This window comes from Bifidobacterium sp. LH_426 (genome assembly GCF_056356875.1).
Genome location: NZ_JBKEVB010000001.1, coordinates 133,771 through 158,072, shown reverse-complemented (window position 1 = coordinate 158,072; position 24,302 = coordinate 133,771). Strand labels below are relative to the sequence as shown.

At 67.1% G+C, this 24,302-nt stretch carries 15 protein-coding genes; 4 read left to right on the top strand and 11 right to left on the bottom strand.

Annotated elements, in window-relative coordinates:
• Positions 1-2 precede the first annotated feature (2 nt).
• From hrpA to AC1AYD_RS00605, 3 genes are all read left to right on the top strand, one after another.
• A complete protein-coding gene (hrpA, locus tag AC1AYD_RS00615) occupies positions 3-4,217 on the top strand; it encodes an ATP-dependent RNA helicase HrpA (protein ID WP_476501952.1) in 4,215 nt (1,404 codons plus the stop codon).
• A gap of 114 nt (positions 4,218-4,331) precedes the next feature.
• A complete protein-coding gene (locus AC1AYD_RS00610) occupies positions 4,332-4,637 on the top strand; it encodes a YhbY family RNA-binding protein (protein WP_476501953.1) in 306 nt (101 codons plus the stop codon).
• A gap of 216 nt (positions 4,638-4,853) precedes the next feature.
• A complete protein-coding gene (locus tag AC1AYD_RS00605; RefSeq protein ID WP_476501954.1) occupies positions 4,854-6,338 on the top strand; it encodes an MDR family MFS transporter in 1,485 nt (494 codons plus the stop codon).
• Positions 6,339-7,373: 1,035 nt separating this feature from the next.
• Here the strand turns inward: AC1AYD_RS00605 and fruG are convergent.
• The 4 genes from fruG to fruE all read right to left on the bottom strand — a co-directional run bounded on the left by fruG (position 7,374) and on the right by fruE (position 12,138).
• A complete protein-coding gene (gene fruG / locus AC1AYD_RS00600) occupies positions 7,374-8,396 on the bottom strand; it encodes a fructose ABC transporter permease FruG (protein WP_476501955.1) in 1,023 nt (340 codons plus the stop codon).
• Positions 8,393-9,466, bottom strand: coding sequence for a fructose ABC transporter permease FruF (fruF, locus tag AC1AYD_RS00595; protein ID WP_476501956.1), 1,074 nt, complete (start codon positions 9,464-9,466; stop codon positions 8,393-8,395). Before fruF ends, fruG begins: the two co-directional genes overlap by 4 nt.
• Before the next feature lie 11 nt (positions 9,467-9,477).
• Positions 9,478-11,007 carry a fructose ABC transporter ATP-binding protein FruK gene (fruK, locus tag AC1AYD_RS00590; protein WP_476501957.1) on the bottom strand — a complete coding sequence of 510 codons (1,530 nt, stop codon included), beginning with the start codon at positions 11,005-11,007 and terminating at the stop codon, positions 9,478-9,480.
• A 150-nt stretch (positions 11,008-11,157) separates the two neighbouring features.
• Positions 11,158-12,138, bottom strand: a complete 981-nt coding sequence (gene fruE / locus AC1AYD_RS00585) for a fructose ABC transporter ATP-binding protein FruE (RefSeq protein WP_476501958.1) — start codon at positions 12,136-12,138, stop codon at positions 11,158-11,160.
• Positions 12,139-12,440: 302 nt separating this feature from the next.
• Between fruE and AC1AYD_RS00580 the strand changes: the two genes are divergently transcribed.
• Positions 12,441-12,710 carry a hypothetical protein gene (locus AC1AYD_RS00580; protein ID WP_476501959.1) on the top strand — a complete coding sequence of 90 codons (270 nt, stop codon included), beginning with the start codon at positions 12,441-12,443 and terminating at the stop codon, positions 12,708-12,710.
• 117 nt (positions 12,711-12,827) lie between these two features.
• On the opposite strand, the gene AC1AYD_RS00575 is transcribed toward AC1AYD_RS00580, so the two are convergent.
• The 7 genes from AC1AYD_RS00575 to AC1AYD_RS00545 form a co-directional block, all read right to left on the bottom strand.
• Entirely contained in the window at positions 12,828-14,741 is a 1,914-nt protein-coding gene (locus AC1AYD_RS00575) for an LpqB family beta-propeller domain-containing protein (protein WP_476544539.1), read from the bottom strand.
• The gene (mtrB, locus tag AC1AYD_RS00570) at positions 14,738-16,531 is read right to left on the bottom strand and encodes an MtrAB system histidine kinase MtrB (RefSeq protein WP_476544538.1); all 1,794 of its coding nucleotides are present in this window, start codon (positions 16,529-16,531) and stop codon (positions 14,738-14,740) included. Before mtrB ends, AC1AYD_RS00575 begins: the two co-directional genes overlap by 4 nt.
• Positions 16,528-17,292: an MtrAB system response regulator MtrA gene (gene mtrA, locus AC1AYD_RS00565; RefSeq protein WP_476544537.1), complete on the bottom strand. Its 765-nt coding sequence runs from the start codon at positions 17,290-17,292 to the stop codon at positions 16,528-16,530. The genes mtrB and mtrA overlap by 4 nt, the downstream gene beginning before the upstream one ends.
• A gap of 81 nt (positions 17,293-17,373) precedes the next feature.
• Entirely contained in the window at positions 17,374-18,819 is a 1,446-nt protein-coding gene (locus tag AC1AYD_RS00560; protein ID WP_476544536.1) for a replication-associated recombination protein A, read from the bottom strand.
• Entirely contained in the window at positions 18,816-21,410 is a 2,595-nt protein-coding gene (locus AC1AYD_RS00555; protein WP_476544535.1) for a DEAD/DEAH box helicase, read from the bottom strand. The genes AC1AYD_RS00560 and AC1AYD_RS00555 overlap by 4 nt, the downstream gene beginning before the upstream one ends.
• 6 nt (positions 21,411-21,416) lie before the next feature.
• Positions 21,417-22,430 (bottom strand): PPK2 family polyphosphate kinase, encoded by a 1,014-nt coding sequence (locus AC1AYD_RS00550; RefSeq protein WP_476544534.1) that lies wholly within the window; start codon positions 22,428-22,430, stop codon positions 21,417-21,419.
• A 57-nt stretch (positions 22,431-22,487) separates the two neighbouring features.
• Positions 22,488-24,080: an acid phosphatase gene (locus AC1AYD_RS00545; RefSeq protein WP_476544533.1), complete on the bottom strand. Its 1,593-nt coding sequence runs from the start codon at positions 24,078-24,080 to the stop codon at positions 22,488-22,490.
• Positions 24,081-24,302: the final 222 nt, after the last annotated feature.

Sequence of the window (24,302 nt, the reverse complement as noted above, 5' to 3'; positions counted from 1 at the left end):
GCATGCGTTTCGAATATCCAGCGGAATTGCCGGTCTCGGCGGCGCGCGACGAGATCGCCGACGCCGTCCGTCACAGCCAGGTGGTGATCGTCTCCGGACAGACCGGTTCGGGCAAGACCACGCAGCTGCCGAAGATCCTGCTGGAACTGGGGCGCGGCACGCACGGCAGGCAGATCGTGCACACGCAGCCGCGCCGCATCGCCGCGCGCACGGTCGCCGAGCGCATCGCCTCCGAGATGGGCGTGCGGCTCGGCGACGAGATCGGCTATCAGGTGCGCTTCACCGACGAAAGCTCGCCGAAGACGCGCCTGAGGGTCGTGACCGACGGCATCCTGCTCGCGCAGATCCAACGCGACCCGCAGCTGAGCCGCTACGACACGATCGTCATCGACGAGGCGCACGAGCGCAGCCTCAACATCGACTTCCTGCTCGGGTACCTGACGGCCCTGCTGCCCAAGCGCCGCGACCTGAAGCTCGTCATCACGTCGGCGACCATCGATTCGGAGAAGTTCCAGGAGCATTTCGAACACGCCCTGCACGAGAAGGTGCCGGTCATCGAGGTGTCGGGACGCACCTACCCGGTGCAGGTCGTCTACGAACCGCTCGGCACGGCGCCCGCGCTGATGCGCGAGGTGCCGGGCTTCGCGACCGGCGCGCGCCCCGGCGACGCCGACTACGAGGAGCTGGCGAACGCGATCGCCGGCGAGGACGACGGGCCGGCGCGCGGTGGCCGCGGGCCGGCGCGCAACGCGAACTCGTCGTATGAGGACGACGGCATCACCGACATGCCGACGGCCGTGGCGCGCGCCTGCGCCGAGCTCGTCATCCACTCCTCGCACGAGCGGGGCCCGCGCGACATCCTCGTGTTCGCGTCCGGCGAGCGCGACATCCACGAGTTCGAGGCGGCGCTGCGGCACCATTACGGTCCGCGCGCCGAGGACATGCGCCGCGCGGACGCCATCGAGATCATGCCGCTGTTCGCGCGCCTCTCCGCCGCGGACCAGCACAAGGTGTTCGAGGCGCACACGCACCAGCGCATCGTCATCGCGACGAACGTGGCGGAGACGTCGCTGACCGTGCCGGGCATCCGCTACGTGGTCGACCCGGGCACGGCGCGCATCTCCCGCTATTCGAAGACGGCGAAGGTGCAGCGCCTGCCGATCGAGCCGATCAGCCAGGCGAGCGCCAACCAGAGGAGCGGCCGGTGCGGCCGTGTGGCGGACGGCATCGCGATCCGTCTCTATTCGCGCGAGGATTTCGAGACGCGCCCGCGCTTCACCGAGCCGGAGATCCTGAGGACCTCGCTCGGCGCGGTGGTGCTGCACATGCTGTCGGTGGGCGTGGCCCGCACCGCCGAGGACGTGACCGGCTTCGGCTTCATCGACCCGCCGGACGTGAAGGCCGTCTCCGACGGCTTCAACGAGCTCACCGAGCTGAAGGCGGTGGCGAGGAGGCGCGGCGAGGTGACCCTCACGCACATCGGCCGCCAATTGGCGCGCATCCCGATCGACGTGAGACTCGGACGCATGGTGATCGAGGCGGCGCGCACCACGTCGCCGAACACGCTGGCCGCGGTGCTCGTCGTCGTCGCGTTCCTGAGCCTGCAGGACCCGCGCGAACGCCCGGACGAGAAGCGCGAGGAGGCCGACCGCATCCACAACCGGTACGCGGACCCGACCTCCGACTTCCTGACGGCCCTCAACATCTGGGACCGCGTGTTCCAGGCGGACGGCAATCCGAGCAACAACGCGCTGCGCCGCATCTGCAAGACCGAGTATTTCAGCTGGCTGAGGATGCGCCAGTGGAAGGACCTGGTCGCCCAGTTGACGCAGATGTGCCGCGAGATGAAGTTCAAGGTGGGCGAGCCGCAGCCCGCCTCGCGCGCCGGCCTCGAGATCCGGCAGCTGCCGATCAACCAGCAGGCCGCGCATTCGCTGTGCTGCTCGTGGGACGCGGAGGGCATCCACAAGTCGATGCTCGCCGGACTCCTGTCGATGATGGGCATGCAGGTGGTACGCGAGCCGAAGGCCTCCGACTACGCGCACCTGAAGGGCGCGGCGAGGGCAAGGGCCCTGAAGCGCGCGCAGAAGATGTCGAAGAACGACTATCTGGGCGCGCGCGGCACGCATTTCGCCCTGTTCCCCGCCTCCGCCGTCGCCAAGTCGACGCCCAGCTGGGTGATGTCCACCGAACTGGTGGAGACGTCGCGCCTATGGGCCCGGTATTCGGCGGTCATCGACCCGGCGTGGGCGGAGCCGCTGGCCGGCACGCTCACGCGCACCACGTACGCGGAGCCGCACTGGTCCGGTTCGCGCGGCTCGGCCGTGGCGACCGCGCGCGTGCTCCTCTACGGTCTGCCAATCGTGCAGGACCGCACCGTGCAGTGGGGACGCATCAACCCGTTGGAGGCGCGCGACTTCCTGCTGCGTCAAGGCCTCGTGGAGGGCGACGTCCAGCAGCGGTTCAGCTACGACGACTTCGTAGCGAAGAACCTCAAACAGCTGGAGGAGGCGGCGGACGACGCGAACCGCACGCGTCAGATCGCCGAGACCGTGTCCGACGAGGACCTGTTCGACTTCTACAACGCGGTCATCCCGCACGACGTGACGAGCGTCGCCGCCCTCGCCAAATGGTGGAAGGGCGAGCATGACGCGCATCCGACGCTGCTCGACTTCGACCCGAGCAAGGTGGAGCGCCTCCAGTCCGCCGAATCGGTGAGCCTCGACGACTATCCGGACCACTGGCATACGCTCGGCACCGACGGCCAGCCGATCGACCTGCGATTGAGCTACGTGTACGACCCGTCCGACACGGCGGACGGCGTCACCGTGCATGTGCCGTTGAAGGCGCTCTCGCGCGTCACACCGGAACAGTTCACGTGGAACGTGCCCGGCCTGCTCGACGAGCTCATCCTCGCGATGATCAAGGCGCTGCCGAAGAAGCTGCGCGTCCAGTTCGTACCCGCGCCCGACGCGACGCGCAGGATCCGCGCGTGGATCGACGACCACTACCCGGACCTGCCCGGCTCCGGCTCGCAGCGCAAGCCGAACCTGCCGCCGGAGGACGCCGGTGGCGACGCCGCGGACGGCGCGGCCGGCGGCGGTGCGGGGGCGGCGGGCGGCGCCGCATGGCCGGATCTCGCGCACGTGTTCACGCGCGCCGCGATCGAGACGGTCGGCGCGCAGATCCACCCCGAAGTGCTGGGACCGGAGCTCGTCGAACGGCTCTCCCCGTACCTGAAGATGACGTTCGCGGTCGAGCAGCCGCTGGACGACGGACGCGGCGGGCACGGCGGCGACGGCCGACGTGCCCGCAGGCGCGGCAGGAACGCGGTCAAGACGCTCGGCACCAGCAAGGACCTCAAGGCCCTGCAGGTCAGGTTCGCGCAGGAGGCGCAGGTCTCCGCGCGCAAGGCCGTGCGCCGCAAGGCCGACCAGGCCGCCGGCCAAGGCAGACTCGTCGAACAGGCGAACCTGCTGCACAAGGCGGGCGCGACCACCGAATCGCGCGCGTCGATGCTGTGGCGGGGCGCGCTCGACGCGCTGCGACTGCCCGACGAACGCGTCTCGTCGCGTTGGCTCGGCACGGAGGCGCTCATGCTCGCCGCCGCCCCCTACAAGTCGACGAAAGCGCTCGTCGAGGACCTGCAGCTCGCCGCCGTCAAACGACTGCTGCCCGACGTGGACCGTCTGCCCGACGACGAGGCGCTCGCCAACGCGGTGCTCGACGTGCGCGAAGTGTACGAGGACACCGTCTACCAGGTGGCGCGCGACGTGATCGCGATCCTCAAACGCTACGCGGAGGTGGACAAGGCGGTGTCCGGCAAGGCGGACCTGCCGATGCTCTCCGTGCTCCAGTCGATCCGCGAGCACATCGCCACGCTCGTCCACCCCGGGTTCATCGGCGCCGCTCCCCCGGCCTCGCTGCGGCACATCGAACGGTACCTGCACGCCGACCTCATGCGCCTGACGAAGGCCAAGTCGGACAAGAACCGCGACGTCCGCTGGGCGTGGGAGGCCGACGAGGCGAAACAACTCGTCGACAAGGCCATGGCCAAGGCGAAGGCCGAACCCGCCGGCCCGAGGCATGAGGAGCTCATGCGCAAGGCCACGGACGCGCGCTGGCTCTTGGAGGAGTTCTACGTGAGCCTGTGGGCGCAGGAGCTCGGCACGCCCAAGCCGGCCAGCATGAACCGCATCCGCAAGGCGCTCGCCTGACCCTGCCGGTACAATACCCCGGTACGGCGCACGACCCCGGCGACGGCGAAGCCGCGTCGAAGAGACGCGAATCAGGACAACCATCAAGCAATCAAGGAAACGAAGGAAACGACTATGGCACTGACCAAGAAGCAGACCAAGCAGCTGCGCGGCATGGCGAACACGATCAAGCCGCTCATCAACATCGGCAAGAACGACGTGACCGACGCGCTCGTCAAGCAGGCGAGCGAGACCCTGGAGAACCGCGAGCTCGTCAAGTTCAGCGTACAGGACGGCTCCGGTCTGACCGCCAAGGAGGCCGCCGAGAACCTGGCCGGCCAGCTCGGCGCCGAGGTCGTGCAGACCATCGGCAACCGCTTCACCCTGTTCCGCCGCTCCAAGCGCAAGAACGTCGAGCACATCCGCCTCGTGCGCGAGTAATCGCGCGAACAATCGGGGGGCTTCCTCCCTCTTCCCATCCCCTTCCCTCCCCACCGTTCCCGGCGTTGTCCAGCGTGACGCGATACACTGCACACGCCGGGAGCTCTCCGCAGATCCGTGCGGCCAGGGCCGGCTTCAGCATCCTGGACAGTCAGGCCATCCGCGATTCCGCCCATGTATCGGGCATCGCGACGATGATACGGGATTTTGCAACCAATGACAGAACAGAAGAAGGAAACAAGCGGACAGGCGCGCGGCGTCATGCCGGACGAGAGGATTCCCGGCAAGCTGATCGGCGCGATCATCGCGACCGGCGCGCTCGCGTTCATCGGCATCCTCACCGAAACGGTGATGACGGTGCTGTTCCCCGCGCTGATGCGCGAATTCCACGTGGACACGGCCACCGTGCAGTGGATCACCACGATCTATCTGCTCACCGTGGCGGCGACGATGCCGATGTCGTCGTTCCTCAAACGCCGGTTCCGATTGAAGGCGATCTTCGTGGCCGCCGTGCTGCTGGCGCTCGTCGGCTCGGTCATCATGATCGTCGCGCACGCGTTCCCGCTGCTCATCGTCGCCCGCATCATCCAGGGCGTCGGCTCGGGTGTGGCCACGCCGCTGATGATGAACATCATCCTCGAACAGTCGCCGCGTTCCAAGATCGGGCGTCTCATGGGCGTCGGTTCCCTCGTCATCACGGTCGCGCCGGCCATCGGCCCGACCGTCGGCGGCGCGGTGACGACCGTCCTGCCGTGGCGCGCGATTTTCGTGATCGCCGTGCCGTTCATCCTGCTCGCGCTGCTGCTCGGCATGCTGTGCATCGAACAGAAGGCCCCCACCGAGGCCGCCTACCTCGACCCGTTCCAGGTGGTGACGATCGTCGTGGCGCTCGTCGGCATGGTCCTCGGATTGAACCAGGCGGGCGTCGCGGTGAGCGCCGCCGTGGCCGGACGTTCGGCCACCCGCGCGGCCGTGGTCGCCGCCGTGAGCGTGGTCGTCGGCCTCGCCGCGCTGGCCGCGTTCTGCTGGCTGACGAAGCGCGCGTTCTCGCCACTGCTCAGGCTCGGCATCCTGCGCGATCCGGTCGTGCTGCTGCATCTGGTCGCCTATCTGGTGATGCCGATCGTGTCGATCGGATTCGGCTACGTGATCACCAACGTGGCGCAGCTGGGTCTCGGCACGAACGCGTTCCTCGCCGGTTCGCTGGTGCTGCCAGGCGCGCTAATCGGCGCCGTGTGCGCGCCGCTGGGCGGCTGGCTGTACGACCGCTTCGGCGCGGTGAAGCCGATTCTCGTGCCGTTCGGCATCGCGACGCTCGGTCCGGTGCTGCTGTTCGCGTTCGCGCTGCGGCTCACCCCCGTGATGCTCGCCGGCTTCTACTTCATCTTCGGATTCTGCTTCGCGCTCGGCAACTCGAACGTGATGACGAGCGCCCTGAGTTCGATTCCCCGCGAGTTCGCGCCGGACGGCAATGCGATCTTCAACACGGCGCTCCAGTTCGGCGGCGCGGCCGGCACCGCCCTGTTCTCGACGATTCTGGCGGTCGCGCAGGCCGGTCATGGCGCGGAGGGATCGGCGGAGTTCATGCACGCGACCGCGGTGGGCGGCCAGTGGGTGTTCGCCACGATGATCGTGATCTGCGTGGCCGGATGGGTGAGTCTCGCCGCCGCGTTCCGCGCCCGCGCCCGTCGCGGGCTATGAACCGTCTGTCCGGCGACCGAAACGGGACACGAACCACGTGACCGGCACCCGACTGACGGCCGACTGACCGTTAACTACGTTCCAAGGGGTACTTCGTGACGGTGACTGACAGCCATCTTGTCTCCGAGGGGTACCCGCTCGGGTAGAGAGGGCGCCGAAATGGCTTGGCCCCGGTGCAGAACGCCGTCGGCACCTGCCCCTGTGCGGTGACGGATACCCCTCGTTAGCGAGATGGCGATCCGCATCGGAGCGGAAGCACCCCTGACAACGCAAATACCTCTACGCCGGTGGTCAAACGGCATCGGATCGTCCCGGATACGCGTTCCGCGACCGCAATGCCCTTTGGCGCAGCAGCCAGTCTCGATCGCGTCGCAGCCCGGCGCAAGAAATCCCGGAGATCTTCAGCGGTTTCCGGGATTTTTCGTATCGGGTCACCGACGACAATAATCGTCGGCACAGCCATCGGCGCGAGAAATCCCGGTTCCGTCCCAATCGTCCGGGATGTATTGCGCAGAGAACGAGTCGGTGCGAGGATTCCCGGACGGCTCCCCCTCTTTTCCGGGATTCCTTACGCAGCCTCGGGGCGGATCGCATGGAGATACGAAGTTGCTGAGAGATACGAATTCCGTTCCGCACCGCGAGCCGCGAGCCATGAGCCACAAGTAAGTTCATGGGGAACTTCCGAAACAACGCGTGTGGCCCGTCCCGAGGGATCTCGGGACGGGCCACACGCGGATGAAAGGAAGGAAATGAAGGAAGAGAGAGGGTGGATGCCGGCGGACGTGTCACCGTACGGTCCCCGCGCGAAGCTCTCGTTGCTTCAAGGCGAGGAGGATTGCCTTTGCGGGCACCGATGGCGTATCGCCCGCCGGTCTCCATGTTCAGTTATCGCTTATTCAGTTATCGGTATTCAGTTATCACGATGTTCGGTTATCACCGCGGTCGTCATCACGGTAGACGGCGACCGCTGCGGGGCTCCGATCGGTCCGGGGGAACCGCCGCGCCGGGCGGCGCCTCCCCCGGACCGATCATCGCCTATTTCTTCTCGCCGACCGCGGTCACCACACGCTGGAGGACCACGAAGGCGAGAATCATCAGGCCGACCACGATGGTCGTCCACTCGGCCGGGACTCCGAAGTCGGAGGTCAGCGGGTCGATGATGGAGCGGACCAGGGCGCCGAGGGCGGAGCCGAGGACGTAGCCGAAGCCGCCGGTGATGATCGTACCGCCGATGACCACGGAGGCGACGGCGTCGAGCTCCCAGCCGACACCGACCGTGTTCTTCGCGGAACCGAGGTTGGCGATGTACACGATGGAGGCCAGCGCGGCGAGGGTCGCGGAGGTGATGTAGATCGTGAACTGGGCGCGCTTCACGGGCAGACCCATGAGCTCCGCGGAGGAGCGGGAGCCGCCGATCGCGTAGATGGTGCGGCCGGTGCGGGTGTGGTGCAGCAGGATGTAGCCGAACACCAGCACCACGAGCGAGATCACGACGCCGATGTTGAAGTAGAGGTCGTTGCTCAGCTTCGGGTTGTCGATGATCGTGATGCTCTGCGCGATCCAGTCGAAGTTGTTGTTGTCCGGGAAGGTCAGCGAATCGGTGGAGATGATGGAGGCGATACCACGGGCGAGGAACATCGTGGACAGCGTCGCGATGAACGGCTGCATGTTGAATTCCTCGATCAGGATCGCGGCCAGCAGGCCGAACGCCGCGCCGATGAGCAGCATGACGACCATCACGACGAGGGCGGGAACGCCCGCGTTGGCCATCTTGATGCCGATGACGGCGGTGATGGCGACGATGGCGCCGACCGACAGATCGATGCCGCCGGTGAGGATCGGGAGCGTCATGGCCACGGCCAGGATGATGAGGTAGGCGTGGTCGATGAACAGGGTGGAGATGAAGCCGAGTCGCAGGTAGGTGCCGAAGAGCGCCTGGCCCATGATCATCATCAGGATGAAGATGACGACGGCCGCGATGGTCGGAATCATCTGTGCGTCGATGCGACGCGTCTTCTTCACGGCCTTCTTGGCCGGGGTTGCCGTAGCGTTTGTCATGCTGCCACCGCCTTTTCAGAGGACTTGAGCGCGCGCTTACGCTTGAGTTCCGCGCTCAGGTTACGAACCTTGGGTGCCTGCATCACGCAGATCACGATCACGACGACGGCGAAGAAGGCCGGGGTTGCGGCGGAATCGATGCCGAGGGTGATGATGGTCTTGCGGATCATGGCGATGATGACGGCGCCGACGGCGCTGCCAGCGAGGGAGAACTTACCACCGAGCAGCGAGGTGCCGCCGATGACGACCGCGAGGATGGCGTACATCTCGAGATCCTGACCGGTCTTGACCACGTCGACGCGCATCACGGATGCGGTGGCGAACAGGCCGGCGATGGCGGCGAGGAAGCCGGAGATCGCGTAGACGAGGAAGAGGATCTGCTTGGGCTTGATGCCAGTCATGCGGGAGGCTTCGGGGTTGATGCCGACGGCCTCGATGAACATGCCCATGGCGGTCTTGCGGCACAGCAGGCCGACGAGGATCACGATGACGACGGCGATCACGAAGTTGGCCGGGATGCCCAGGATGAAGCCGTTGGCCATCCACTTGAGCGGTTCGCTGCCGGCGACCGCGGAGGCGTCGGTGTTCTCGCCGGAGGTGATGACCTTCGCGAGGCCACGGCCGGCGAGCATCATGATCAGCGTGGTGATGAACGGCTGGAGGCCGAGGAACGCGACGAGCGCGCCGTTGATGCAGCCGACGGCCAGACCGATGACGAGGGCCAGCAGGATGGAGAGCCACACGTTGGTGCCTCCGGACAGCGCCTGCATCGCGGCCGCGCCGGCGACCGCCATGACGGAACCGACGGAGAGGTCGATACCTGCGGTGGAGATGACGAGCGTCATGCCGGTGGCGATCATCAGGTATCGGGCGGATTCCTGAAGCATCGTGATGATCGGGCCGGCGAGACCGCCCGTGTTGTCGTTCCACTGCAGGGAGAGGAACGCGTGATCAAACGCGGTGCACAGCAAAACCAGCAGGATGAGTGCGACCACCTCGACGGTGATGTTAGAGGAGAGCAGCTTCTTGACGATGTTGTTCTTCTCGTCCGCTTGCTTCTTATCAGCCATCATCCCTCCTTTCAGTTCTTCACGTTCGTGTTGGCGATGGTCTCGACGATGGTCGACTGCGAGACGGTGTCGCCGTTTTCGATTTCAGCGATCTTGTGGCGATCCTTGAGGACCTCGATGTCGTCGGACAGGCGCACGACCTCTTCAAGCTCGGAGGAGATGAAGACGACGCCCATGCCCTTCGAGGCGAGGTCGAGGACGACCTGCTGGATCTCGGCCTTCGCGCCGATGTCGATGCCTCGGGTCGGCTCGTCGAGGATGAGGAGCTCCGGGTGGGTTGCCAGCCAGCGGCCGATGAGGACCTTCTGCTGGTTGCCGCCGGAGAGGTTCTTGATCGGGCGATCCGGATCGGCCGGTCGCACGTTCATCTCCTTCATGTACTTGTCGACGATCGCGTCCGCTTCCTTCTTCGGAATCGGCTTGAACATGCCGCGCGTCGCCTGGAGGGCGATGAGGATGTTCTGGCGGACGGTCAGGTCGCCGACGATGCCCTCGTCACGACGGTTCTCGGTGGAGTACGCGATCTTGTTCTTCAGGGCGGTGGCCGGGTCGCCGATGGACACCTGCTTGCCGTTGAGCGTGTACGTGCCCGAATCCGGCTTGTCGGCGCCGTAGAGGAGGCGGCCGAGTTCGGTGCGGCCGGAGCCGAGCAGGCCGGCGAAGCCGACGACCTCGCCCGCGTAGATGTCGAGATCCACCGGGTTGATCGTGCCCTTCTTGCCGAGGCCCTTGACGTCGACGATCGGCTTCTCGCCGGGCTCGATGGCGCGGCGCGCCTTCTTGGCGCCGATCTGGGACAGTTCCTCGGCGGACTTGCCGATCATCATGCCGATGAGCTCGTCGCGCGGGGTGTCCTTGGTCATGACCTCCTTGATGAACTTGCCGTTGCGCAGGATGGTCAGGCGGTCGGTGATCTCGTAGATCTGGTCGAGGAAGTGGGAGACGAACAGGATGGCCACGCCGGAGTCGCGCACCTTGCGCATGATCGCGAACAGGTCCTCGACCTCGTTGGCGTCGAGGGAGGAGGTCGGCTCGTCGAGGATCAGCACCTTGGCGTTGATGACCATGGCTCGCGCGATGGCGACCAGCTGCTGCATGGCGATGGAGATCGAGCTCAGCGGGGTGTGCGGATCGATGTGCTCCAGACCCATCTGCTTGAGGTAGGTCTTGGCGGCCTCGTGGGTCTTCTTCCAGTCGATGCCGAACGGGCCGCGCTTCTCGTGGCCGAGCATGACGTTCTCGCCGACGGAGAGGTTGGTGCACAGGTTGACTTCCTGGTACACGGTGGCGATGCCGGCGTTCTGCGCGTCCAGCGTGCCGTTGAACTGCTGCGGCTTGCCTTCGACGGTGATGGAGCCCGCGTCGATCTTGTAGACGCCGGTGAGGGCCTTGATCATCGTGGACTTGCCGGCGCCGTTCTCACCCATGAGAGCGTGGACCTCGCCCGGGTACAGCGTCAGATTGACACCGTCCAGGGCCTTGACGCCCGGGAACTCGATCGTGATGCCCTTCATCACGACGATAGGGGTTTTGTCTGTCATATCGTTGCCTTTGAACAGGGAAGATTGTTACCGTTTTGTGATATTTCGACCCCACATGAATGATGGTGCACAAGGGACTACCTCATGCACCATCGGTTATATGTTCATGTGCGGTTCTCGATCATCACTGATGGAGGCGCTTGGCCCGAATCAGTAGGCGCGGGAGTTGGAATCCAGGGCTTCCTTGGCGCTGGCGGCGTCGAAGGTCTTGGACTCGATCTGGATGTCGGACTTGACCTTCTTGCCACCCAGGTAGTCCTTGACGGCCTGCGCGGTCTCCTTGCCGAAGATCGGGTTGTACTCGATCACGTAGGAGAGGTCGCCGTCGACGAGGGCCTGCAGGGCGTTCTTCGTACCGTCGATGGTGATGATCTTGACCTTGCCCTTGAGGCCGGCGGCGTCAACGGCCTGCGCGGCGCCGAGGCCCATCTCGTCGTTCTGGGCGAAAATGAACTGCGGGTTGTCGGACTTGTACTTGTCCAGCAGGCCGGCGGTCACGGTCTTGGCCTCATCGGTGGACCAGTTGGCGGACTGGGACTCGAGGACCTTCACGTTCTTGGCGATCTTGGCATCCCAGCCGGCGCCACGATCCTTGACGACGGACAGGCCGGCGGGGCCTTCGAGGATGAAGCCGTTGGCGCCGTCCGGGAAGTTCTTGTTCACGAACTCGGCGGCCTGCTCACCGGCCCACTCGTTGGACGGTCCGATGTGGGAGACGATGGCCTTCTTGGCGTCGGAGTCCTTGACCTGGACGTTGCGGTCGACGGTGAAGACCGGAATCTCGGCCTCGGCGGCCTTCTTCAGGGACTCGTCCCAACCGGTATCCTCGGTGGAGGACAGGATGATGGCGTCCACCTCGTCGTTGACGAACTTGTTGAAGGCCTGAATCTGCTTCTGCTGATCGTTGTTCTGGGTCGGCGAGTAGATCAGGTCGAATCCGGCGGACTTGAACGCGGACTTGATGTCGTTCTCGTTCGCGGTACGGAAACCACCCTCGGGGCCGACGGCGACGAAGCCGACGGTCTTCTTGCCGTTGTCCGAACCACCGTTGGAGCCGGAACCGCATGCTGCCACGCTCACCAAAGCGGCGGCGGAAGCAACAAGGGCGATGGCCTTCTTCCAATTCTTCATGTTTATACTCCTCCTCGAGTTATCGAGCACCAAGGTCCTTTCCTTGGCTGACGACTGTTTGTCATCGACAAGCTCAAGTATGAACCAAACAATGTGAGCGTTCAACCTCACGGGATAACATTTCGATAACGTCTTGATAACGATTTGATAACATAGCGCCCGCACGTCGGCTTATCGGCGCGGTACCGCCGTTTTCGGGTATTATGGAGAGCGCCGTAACGAGGCGCCGCCGCCTCGCATGCACCTATACATGCACCTATATGAGGCGGTCGGCACCGTACAACGAACACGAAAGGAGACCCATGGATACCGTGTTCCTCATCATCAAGCAGGTGGAAGGCATCAAGCACCTCGCCGGCGTGGCCGCCACCATCGGCGACGCCGCCAAGCTGCTCGCCAAGTGGGAGCCGGAATGCCCGGACAACTTCAACTTCCTCGGCACCGAGGAGGTCTACGGCGTCAAGCGTCACCTGTTCAACATCCCGTTCAACATGCAGTACCTCATCTACGAGGTCCCGATCAACTCCGAGGTCCCGCAGGAGCTCTTCAAGAGCGAGTACGGCGGCATCTGATCGAACGACCCGCGCATCTCGTCGAGAGAGGGCTCCTTCCCGTCAGGAAGGAGCCCTCTTTTGTCGTTTCCACGCATGCGCGACGCATGGTGCACCGCATCGTCGCCGCACCGTCCGTCACTGCGCGCCGAGCGCCGTCACCTGCGAATCGGCGATGGACCACGATCCGTCGAGCGAACCGGACACCGACCGGACCACGCCGAGGTCGTCGAGCACGGCCAGCCTGCGGTACAGCGCGATCTGCCCGGAGGCGAGTCCCGTCACCGTGGTGTCCGGCAGACGCTGCTCGCGCACGGGGCCGGGCGCGATCTGCCGGTATCCCCGCTGCTTCTGCACCACCGACGAACCGGACGAACCGGACGAACCCGACGACGAACCGGAGGCCGAACCGGACGAATCCGACGCGCCATCCCCGCCGGAACCCTGGCCGTCCGCGTCGTCCGTCGAGGGGACCGACACGTAGATGAGGTTCAGATCGTTGTAGAAGGTCATCATCGTCACGTTGCGCTGCCGCGAGATCTCGGTGGGCTGGGAGGACAGTCCCGACGGCACGAGGCTGCCGTCGCGGCTCACGCCGACCATCACCACGCCGTCGTCGAGCGCCAACGCGAGACGCGCGCCCTCCGGCGAGACGGCGACGGCGCGGATCGACTCCGAACCGAGCCAACCGACCGACAGATGCCGTTCCACGCCGTCGCGCGAGACATAGAGGCTGTGGCCGCCGTCCGAGACCGCCCAGATCTCGCCGTCGAGACCGCCCGAGATGAACGAGACGCGGGCGCCGGAGAACATGACGCCGCACGAGGAGGCGTCGGCCTTGAGACATTCGACCACGCCGTCGGCTCGCAGCACCGCTCCCCCGTCGGCGGAGAACGCGAATCCGCGCGCCCCCGGGTAGCCGTCGGTCTCGCCGACGCGCAGGGGGCTCGACGAGCCGAGGGAGACGACGCGTCCGTCGGTGAGCGTGTAGAGGCCGACGCTCGGCTGCCCGTTGTCGAGGTCGAAGCCGGAGTCGATCCCCGAATAGTCCGCGCTGTCCACGGTCACCTGCAGCTGAGCGCTGGGCACGCCGTCGCCGAGCGTAAGCCGGATGAGATGGACGAGCGCGACACGCGACTCCTCGTCGAGCTTGAGGAATTCGGTGCTCAGCCGCACCTGCGGCTTGCCGTCCGTCAAGGGCACGGTGTCCACGGCGAGCGTCGTCCTCGCCGTGTTCACGTCGCGCACCGCGTCTCCCAGCCAGGCCGCGCCGCCGGCGAGCACCTCGCGCACGGCCTGGGTGCGCCAATTGCGCCAGCTGAGCCAACGCACGTCGGGTACGAGATGCTTGCCGGCGGCGTCCAACTGGTAGACGGACACCTGGCGGAAGACCTGTTCGAAGTCGGCCGAGGAGACGACCACGCCATCCGCCAGATGGGAGATGCGCCACTGGCCGTCGGACTGCGCCATCGAGAACGTCATCACGGTGGTGCTTTCGTCCGCGGGGGCGGGCGTGTACAGTCCGTGGGCGTCGAGGCTGCCCACCACGTTGAGCTCCGCCTCGACCACGATGCCGCCGGAGGCCTCGGGCGATCCGGTCTGCCCGCTCGCCTTGCGCGTGAACCTGGGCGTGCCGTCGTAGATGACGGCGCCGGCGTCGCCCTTCCACTGCTCCGCGGCCTGCGTGGTGAGGAAGCGGCGCGCCACCCGGTAGCCGTCGGACTGCACGCCGGCGGGCATCGCGTTGAAGAACCCCTCGACGATGTCCTCCGGCTGGTCGTTGTCCGACGGTCCTTCCGGACTCGTGTAGACGCGCTGCGTCTGCTGTTCGACCGGGGAGAACGCCTGCACGCCGCCGCCCGACGGCAGTCCGATCGGGCTGGAGCAGGCGCCCGCCGCGCATACGGCGGCGACGACGGCGCATGCGGCGGCGACGCGGACGCAGCGACGCGCGAGCCGACGCGCCGACGCGCCCGCCGTGGGCGCGGACGCAGGCGCAGGTACGGGCGCGGGCATGCCGCCATCGGCCGATCCGTTCCGTCCGTCCATCATTCGTCTCCCGTCCCGTCGTGGCCGTCGCTTCCCGCATCGCCGGCGTTCCCGTCGCCGGTCCCGCCGTCCGCGGCGTCCATGGTGTTCACGCCGCCCGCGTCGCCGCCGTCGCGCGAGCCGTGCTTGACGTAGTCGGCGCTGCGGTTGTCGGCGATGCCGAAGCCGCCGGTGATGACGGGACGGCTGGTGCCGCGTTCGAAGTCGACCGGCAGCTCGTTGTCCGGCACGACGCCGAGCGCGGGATCGCGCGGCAGCGTGACGAGGAACCAGGTGCCTTCGCCGAGTTCGGAGCGCACGCGGATCGAGCCCTGGTGGAGCTTCGCGTCGGTCATCGCGATGGACAGGCCGAGACCGGTGCCGCCGGTGGTGCGCGCACGCGAGGGGTCGCCGCGCCAGAAGCGGTCGAACACGTGCGGCACCTGGTCGCGCGGCATGCCCACGCCGTAATCCCGCACGGAGATGACGACGGCGCGACGGTTGGCGGCGAGCCTCACCTCGATCGGCTTGTCCTCCGCGAAGTCGACGGCGTTGGAGAGCAGGTTGCGCACGATGCGCACGATGCGGCGCGCGTCGAAGTAGGCGAGCACCTCGATGTTCGGCAGGAACGTGTGGATCGGCACGTGCTTCGCCTGGGCGAGGCCGGACACCTGGTCGACGGCCTCGCGGATCGGTTCGCGCATGTCGGCCTCGACCAGGTCGAGCGCCGCATAGCCCGCGTCGTAGCGGGAGATCTCCAGCAGATCGGCGAGCATGTCCTGGAAGCGGTTGATCTGGCCGGAGAGCAGTTCGACGGTGCGTCGCGTGATCGGATCGTACCCGTCCTTGCGGCTTTCGAGCAGATCGGAGGCCATGCGCATCGTGGTGACGGGGGTGCGCAGCTCGTGGCTCACGTCGGAGACGAAGCGGCGCTGCATCGCGCCCGCCTCCTCCAGCTCGTCGATCTTCTGGTCCAACGCGGCGGCCATCGTGTTGAACGAGTCCTGCAGGGAGCCGATCTCGTCCTTGCGCGTCACGGGGACGCGCGCGCCGAGATCGCCGGCGGCGAAGGTCTCCGCCGCGGCGGCCACGACGCCGACCGGGACGATGATGCCGTGCAGCGCCATCCACACGACGATGCCGACGAGCACGCTCAGCGCGAGGCATACGGAGATGAGATTCATCTGGATCTGGGTGAGCGAGTTCTCCTGCGACTCGTAGGAGAACAGCGCGAAGAACTCGAGTCCGCCGGCCGCGCCGAATTCGAGCGTGGTGCCGAGCACCGCGCCGGGCACGTCCGTACGGTTCTCGACGTCGATCGCGATGGGCTGATAGAAGACGCGGCTGTGCGTGTCGGAGGCGACGGCGCTGCGCATGTCGTCGGTGACGGCGTCCTCGTATGTGGGGTCGGTGGACACGGGCACGATGAGGCGGCTCTCGTCGTCCTTGCCGCGCAGATAGACGCTCACGAGGTTCGACGCGCCCTCGTTCTGCAGCGAGGAGGCCAGATTATTGACGAGCTGCTGGTACTGCACCGAATCGGAGACATCGGCCGAGTCGAGCCCGGTCTGCGCCTGCTGCACCATGTTCGAGAAGTCGTTGCGCGCCTGCGTGGAGACCTGGTCGAGGAGCGTGGAGCGCACGGAGATCATCGACACGACGGAGAAGACGACGGCCACGATGAGCGTGACCGCGACCACCATGGCGACGGTGCGCGCCTGCAGCGACCGTCGGACCTCGGCGCGTCCGCTTTTCAGCAGACGACGCCAGCTGAACCGGTCGCCGATGCGCGCGCGCAGATCGGCGCCGGTCATGCCGCCGCCCGCGCGGGATCATGCTCCGGCGGGACGAACTTGTAGCCGATGCCGCGCACGGTGACGATGATCCGCGGCTTCTCCGGATCGTCCTCGACCTTGGCGCGCAGACGTTGGATGTGCACGTTCACGAGACGCGTGTCGCCGTCGCCGTCGTAGCCCCACACCTTCTTGAGGAGCGTGGAGCGGCTGATGGCCTCGCCGCTGCCGGCGGCCAGCACGGCGAGCAGTTCGAACTCCATCGGCGTCAGCCCGAGGTCGACGCCGTCCTTGGTGGCGGTGTGGCCGGTGCGGTCGATGACGATCGCTCCGCGTTCGATGTGCTGCGGGTCGGAATCGCCCGTCTCGCCGCCGTTGCCGGCCGCCGCGGCGAGCTTGGCGCGGATGCGGAAGCGCGCGCGGATGCGGGCGAGGAGCTCGGCCACCTTGAACGGCTTGGGCACGTAGTCGTCGGCCCCCGCCTCGAGGCCGGCGACCACGTCCACGGTGTCGGACTTCGCGGTGAGCATGATGATCGGCACGTTCGACGAGGTCTCGCGGATGCGCCGCGCCACCTCGGTGCCGTCGATGCCGGGCAGCATGACGTCAAGCAGGATGAGGTCCGGATTGACGGTGGGGAACATCTCCACGGCGCGCAGGCCGTCGAGACAGGTGGTGGTCCGGAACCCCTCGTTCTCCAGCACGATGGAGAGCATCTCGCCCAGTGCCTGGTCGTCGTCGACGATGAGGATCATCTTACCGGCGCTTTCGTCCTGCGTCATCGCGTGCTCCTTTCCCGCCATGGTCATGATGGCGTGGCGCGTCCGTCGTTTCGTATCGGGCTCATTGTACCCCGTAACCGCTTACCTGTCCGCCTGTTTCGTCCGTTCTTCCCGATCGGTTCCCGTCCCGGCGTCCCGTCCGTCCCGTCCGTCCCGCGGGCCGTCGCCGGAGTGCAGGATCGGCTCGATGCGGGCGAGCCGCTCCCCCACCTCGCGTTCGTAGCCGCGGTTGTTCGGCCGATAGTAGCGCCGTCCACGCAGGTCCTCGGGCAGGTACTCCTGCGGCGCGACGGCCCCCGGCCAGTCGTGCGCGTACCGGTAGCCCTCGTGGTTGCCCCACTCCTTCATCAGTTTGGTGGGCGCGTTCCTCAGATACAGCGGCACGGCGCCGATGTGCCCGGCGTCCACGTCCGCCAGCGCCTCGTTGATGGCGTTGTAGCTCGCGTTCGACTTGGGCGCGGTGGCCACGGCGATCGCCGCCTCGGAGAGGATGATCCGGGCCTCCGGCATGCCGACGAGCGCGACCGCCTGCGCGGCGGCGACCGTCACCTGGAGGATCTGCGGAGCGGCCATGCCGACCTCCTCGGCGGCGGCGATCATGATGCGTCTGGCGATGAACCGCGGGTCCTCGCCGGCGCGGATCATGCGTGCGAGGTAGTGCACGGCCGCATCCGGGTCGGATCCGCGCATCGATTTGATGAATGCGGAGATCACGTCGTAATGGTCGTCGCCGTCCTTGTCGTAGCGCACGGTGGCCACGTCCATCACGGTGGAGACGACGTCGGGCGTGATGGACGGGCGGCGTCTGCCCTTCTCGCGCGCCTTGTCGCCGGTGACCGCGCCGGCGGCCGCCTCGAGGATGGTGAGCGACTTGCGCGCGTCGCCGCCCGCCATCCGCACGATCTCGGCGATGGCCTCGTCGGTGGCCTTCACCTCGCCTTTGAGCCCGTGTTCGGAGGCGAGGGCGCGGCGGACGAGGTCGTCGAGCTGTTCCGGTTCCAGCGATTCGAGTTTGACGACGACGGAACGGGAGAGCAACGGTTTGATGACCGAGAAGCTCGGGTTCTCGGTGGTCGCGCCGATGAACGTGACGTCGCGGTTCTCGACGGCGGGCAGGAGCGCGTCCTGCTGGGATTTGGAGAAGCGGTGCACCTCGTCGATGAACAGGACGGTCTCCTCGCCGCGTGAGACGAGCCGCTCGTGCGCGCGGTCGAGCACGGCGCGCACGTCCTTGACGCCGCTGGTCACGGCGGACAGCTCCTCGAACACGCGGCCGGACTGGCGGGCCACGATCGTGGCGAGCGTCGTCTTGCCGACGCCGGGAGGCCCGAACATGATGATCGAGCTGGGCGCGGTGAGCGAGCCCTTCGACGCCGGATTGGCGAGACGCCGCAGCGGCGAACCCTCCCCCAGCACGTGGGACTGCCCGATCACCTCGTCGAGCGTGCGCGGGCGCATGCGCACGGCGAGCGGACGCGTCACCTCGTCGGGCGCGTCCGACGCCGCGAACAGGTCGTTGTCGGTCATTCGTTGCCGACCTTGTAGTCGAAGAAGACGACCTCGCCGCTCTCCTGCGTGGCGTCGAGGTCGACGACGCCTTCGATGGCCCAGTCGTGGTCGCCGTCGGAGTCATCGATGATCTGACGCACCTTCCACGAGTGCTCGTCCTTCTCGTGCTTCGTGTCGAGCATGAAGAGCTCCGCGGAACGGGCCTTCGCGTCGGTGTTCACGTATTCGTGCTCGTCATAGAAGTCGTCGAGCGCGTCCTCCCATTCGTGCACGCCGTAGCCCCAGTCCTTGTCGAGCGCGCCGAGCGTGTCCGGATCGTCGAGATCCATGAGCGTGACGCGGCGGAACAGGGCGTTGCGCACGAGCACCGTGAGGCCGCGGCGGTCCTCGACGACGGCGTCGCGCGCGCCGGGGGCGGCGAGCGACGCGGCCGCCTCGGAGGCGTCCGTGGAGCCGTCCGCGCCCGCGTTCTCCCACTCGTCGACGAGCGAGGAGTCGATGGAGCGCACGAGCACGCGCAGCCAGGCGATGATGTCGTCCAGCTGCTCGTCGCGCTTCTCCGGCGGCACGGTGCGGGCGAGCGCGCGGTACGCGTCGGACAGGTAGCGCAGGAGCGTGCCTTCGGAGCGGGCGATGTTGTAGCGGGCGATGTAGCCGGTGAAGTCGGAGGCGGTCTCGACCATGTCGCGCACCACCGACTTGGGGCTCAGCCAGTAGTCGTTGGCCCACGGCACGTCGTGGCGGTACTGGTCGAACGCCGCGTCGAGCATGTCCTCCAACGGCTTCGGGTAGGTGATCTCCTGAAGGCGGTCCATACGCTCGTCGTAGTCGAGGCCGTCGGCCTTCATGTCGGCCATGGCCTTGTCGCGGGCGGCGCGCTCCTGGGCGCGCAGCACCTGCTTGGGGTCGTCGAGCGTCGCCTCGACCATGGAGATCACGTCGAGCGCGTACGTGTCCGACTCGGGGTCGAGCAGTTCGAGCGCGGCGAGCAGGAACGGCGAGAGCGGCTGGTCGAGCGCGAAGTCGTCGGGCACGTCGAGCGTCATCACGTAGTCCTTGCCGCCGTCGCGGCCTTCGAGCACCTCGATCACGTCGGTGTCGAACAGGGTCTGGAAGATCTCGTCGGCGCGCTGGTGGAGCTTCTCCTTCTGATCGGGGGTCTGCGCGGAATCGTCGATGAGGTCATCGATGCGCGCGCGGGCGTCGCCGCCCTGCTCGACCTCGTTGAGCACCATCGAATGCGTGATCTTGAGGTGCGGCACGAGCGTTTCGGGGGCGGCGTCGATGAGCTTGTCGAACGTGTTCTGGTTCCACGTGACGAAGCCTTCGGGCGCCTTCTTGCGCTTGACCTTCTTGAGCTTCTTCGGGTCGCCGCCCGCCTTGGCGATGGCCTTCTGGTTCTCGATCTCGTATTCGGGCGCCTCGGCGACGACGAGGCCTTCCGTGTCGAAGCCCATGCGGCCGGCGCGGCCGGCGATCTGGTGGAATTCGCGGGCCTTGAGGCGGCGCATCTTGGTGCCGTCAAATTTCGTCAAGGCGGTGAGCACGACCGAATGAATCGGCACGTTGATGCCGACGCCGAGCGTGTCGGTGCCGCAGATGACGGGCAGCAGGCCCTGCTGGGCGAGCTGTTCGACGAGGCGGCGGTAGCGCGGCAGCATACCCGCATGGTGGATGCCGACGCCGGTACGCAGCAGCCGTTGCAGGATCTTGCCGAACGCGGTGGTGAACTTGACGCCCTTGATGGCCTCGGCGATGGCGGCGCGCTGCTCCTTGCTGGAGACGCCGGTGGAGGCGAGCGCCTGCGCGGTCTCTAGGGCGGCGTCCTGCGAGAAGTGGACGACGTAGATGGGGGTCTCGCCGTTCCTGAACGCGAGTTCGACGGTCTTCTCCAACGGGTCGAGCGTGTACTCATAGCTCAGGGGCACGGGCCGCGGCGCGTCGGCGATCACGTCCACGTCGGGCACGTCGTTCAAATCGGAAAGCTTGTCGGCGATCGCGTCGACGTTACCGAGCGTGGCGCTCATGAGCAGGAAGCGCGTCTGCGGAAGGGTGAGCAGCGGCACCTGCCACGCCCATCCGCGCTCCGGGTCGCCGTAGTAGTGGAACTCGTCCATCGCGACCATGCCGATGTCCGCATGCTCGCCCTCGCGCAGCGCCTGGTTGGCGAGGATCTCGGCGGTGCAGCAGATGATCGGCGCGTCCGCGTTGATGTGGCTGTCGCCGGTGATCATGCCCACGTTGTCGCGGCCGAACACCTCGACGAGGTCGAAGAACTTCTCGGAGACGAGCGCCTTGATGGGTGCCGTGTAGTAGGAGCGGCGGCCGGTGCACAGGGCGGCGAAGTGCATGCCGAGCGCGACGAGCGACTTGCCGGAGCCGGTGGGCGTGTTGAGGATCACGTGGTCGCCGGCGAGCAGGTCCATGATGGCCTCCTCCTGGTGGGGCCATGGCTCGATGCCCTTGACGTCCTCCACCCAGCCGAAGAACCGTTCGTAGATGTCGTCGTCCGTGAGGTTGCGCTCGCGTTCGCTTCCGTCCCATTCCGGGGCGAGCCGCCCCAGCGACCCGTAGCGCTTGTCGTCCTCGTATTCCTTCTCGTCGGTCATGGTTCCCTAGCTTAGCCGACGTCGCGCCTCGTCGGCGTCCACTTCCGCTTCGAGCGGCGGCCAGGACATGTTCATGTTCCGCAACGTGGTGCGCAGCAGTTCGGAGACGACGGCCCGGGAGTACCAGCGGTTGTCGGCGGGCACGAGATACCAGGGGGCGGCGGGCGTGCTCGTCCGTTCGAACACCTCCTGCCAGGCGTCCATGTAGTCGTCCCACCGGTCGCGCGCGTCCAGGTCGGAGACGTCGAACTTCCAGTATTTGGTGGGGTCGTCGAGGCGCGCGAGGAAGTGCCGGCGCTGCTCCTCACGGCTGGAGACGAGGAAGATCTTGATGACGGCGCATCCGGAGGCGACGAGATTGCGCTCGAACCCGTTGACGATGTCGTAGCGGGCCCGCCACACGTCCTCGGGGAACGTGCCGTACACGTGCGGCATGACGATGTCCTCGTAGTGGGAGCGGTCGAAGATCGCGATCCACCCCGGATCGGGCAGTTCGCGTTCCACGCGCCACAGGAACCCGTGGCCCGCCTCTTCCTCGGTGGGTTTGCCGAACCCGTGGTAGTGGATGCCCATCGGGTCGCCCTGCCGGAACACGTGGCGCACGATGCCGCCCTTGCCGGAGGCGTCCATGCCCTGCAGCACGATGAGCAGCCTTCTGGGCGACCCCTTCACGCCGTTCGCGTACATGAGCCGCTGGTAGCGGGCGATGCCCGACGAGCTCAGGTCGATGAACCGTTCGCCGTCGTACTTGTCGCCGTCGAAGCCGGGGGTGCTCCCCGCGCCCGTCGCGGCCAGCTCCCCCACGTCGACGCCGTGGTGGAACATGAGCCGCTGCGCGGGCGGCAGCGACCAGACGGCGCTCAGCAGCTCGCTGGATTTCGCGGCGCGCGCGAGACGCTCCGCCACGTTGTCGCTGTCCTCGACCGAGCCGATCAGCTCCTCGGCGCGGTCGAGCGCCTTGTCGACGTACTTGCGCGTCCTGCCGCCGCCTTTGGCGTTCTTCCTGTCATCCTTGGCCATAGGGCCGATTGTACGCCGCCGCGGACGTGTGGCGACGATTTCGCCGGCACCGGACGGTCACGCGGCACGGCGCGCGCGGCGGCGGTCGCGCACGCGCAACGCCGTGCCGACCGCGGCGACGGCGACGGTGCCGAGGGCGACCGCGGTGAGCGCCCGACGATCGAGGCGCTTCGCCGCGGGCCCGGGTCCGGCGGCCTCGTCGCCGTTCTCGCCGGCCGCCGCATCGGAGTCGGGATGGTTTCCGCGGTCAGCGTATTGCGCGTTGACGACGGTCGGACCGTCGAACGCGCCCTCGGCGTCGTCGGCGGTCTCGACCTTGGCGACGTCGCCGTTCGCATCCAACGTGACGCGGGCGCACAGGGCCTTCGCCCAGTCGATGCGCTGCCAGCCGTCGGACGACTTCCATAACGGGTATCCGGAGTCGAGCGCGGTCTTCGCGAGGATCGCGTTCCGCTGGTCGGCGTGCAGCTGCGGGTAGGCGAGACGCAGCACGTCGGCGGCGCCGCGCGGCGCGGTGAACGGTTCGCCCTTCTCGGTCTTGTTCTGCGCGAATCCGTAGGTCATGCGCTTGACGTAGACGCGGACGGCGGACGCCCGGTCCCTGACCGGCTCGTCGGCGATCGGGTCGAGGAACCCGTTCGTATAGCCGCCTTCGCCGGTGGCCTTGAGGTCCGCGATGCACGCCTTGAGCGTCGCGCCGTGGCCGTCCGCCCTGCAGCGTTCGGTGAGGTAGGCGCGCAGCTGCCGCGCGGCGGGGGCGACCGACGTGCCGAACTCGTTGTGCCAGTATTGCCCGTTCTGCGCGGAGCCGCCGATGCGCCCGCCGATGACGTCAAGCGGATAGTGGACGCCGAGCACGATGCGGTTGTTGCCCGCCTCCGAGGTGCGCGCCATGATCTGCGGCGCGAGTTCGGGGATCATGCCGGCGAGCGCTACGCCCCACGAATAGGCCGTGGTCGTGTGTCCGGACGGGTAGGAGCTGTTCTTCTGCAGGTTCGAATAGCCGGGGACGTGGTCGCCCCATGCGGGCACCTGCCTGATGTCGAGCGTGGCGGGCAGTCCCGCGAGGTCGTTCGTGCCGTTGTAGGCGCTCACCGAGCGGTCGAGGTAGGGCCGCGGGTGCATGGCCGCCCGCTTCGACTCGTAGGTGGAGGCGACGTCGAAGCGGAACAGGTCGACGACGCGGCCGAGCCGGTGTCCGTCGATGCCTTCGCGCATGTAGCGGCCGAGCACGGGGCCGAGCGCGTCGGGCATGGTCTCGCGCGCCCTGAGGTCGGAGTCGACGAGCGCGCGTCTGCGCTGCGGGGTGAGCCCGTCGGCGTCGGCGCCTTCGGCCCCCTTGTGGTTGATGGCGACGGCGAGGTCCCCGTCGCGCTTCATCACGGTTTTGTCGAGCACCTTGCCGCCGTCCCGCGCGCTGGTGGGCGCCTTCCAGTAGTCCTTCTCGTAGTCGGCGAGGAGGGCCGCCCAGTCAGGGTTGGGCAGCTGGTCGGCGCGCGCGGCGGGGACGGCGCCGGGAATCGGCGCGACGGCGGCCAGGGCGACGGCCGCGACGGCCGCGGTCGCGGCGACGAACACGGCGGCCACGGCGCGGAGGGACCGGATGCGCGCGGATACGATGACGGCGGACAGGTTCGGGAACGGTGTCATGCTCCCTAACCTATCCGCCGTTTCGCTACGCGACGAGGGGCGCGGCCGAACGATGGGTGAACTCTTCGTGTCGCTCAGATCTTCAGACGGTGCCCCATGTCGTCGTGGTTGTGGTCCTTCTTGCCGATGTCGCCGTGCGGCTTGAAGACGGCGCGGTCGTGCTTCTCGCCGTGGCCGTACTGGTCGTGGCGTTCGGGCGGCTCGCCGCCGTTCTCCTTGGCG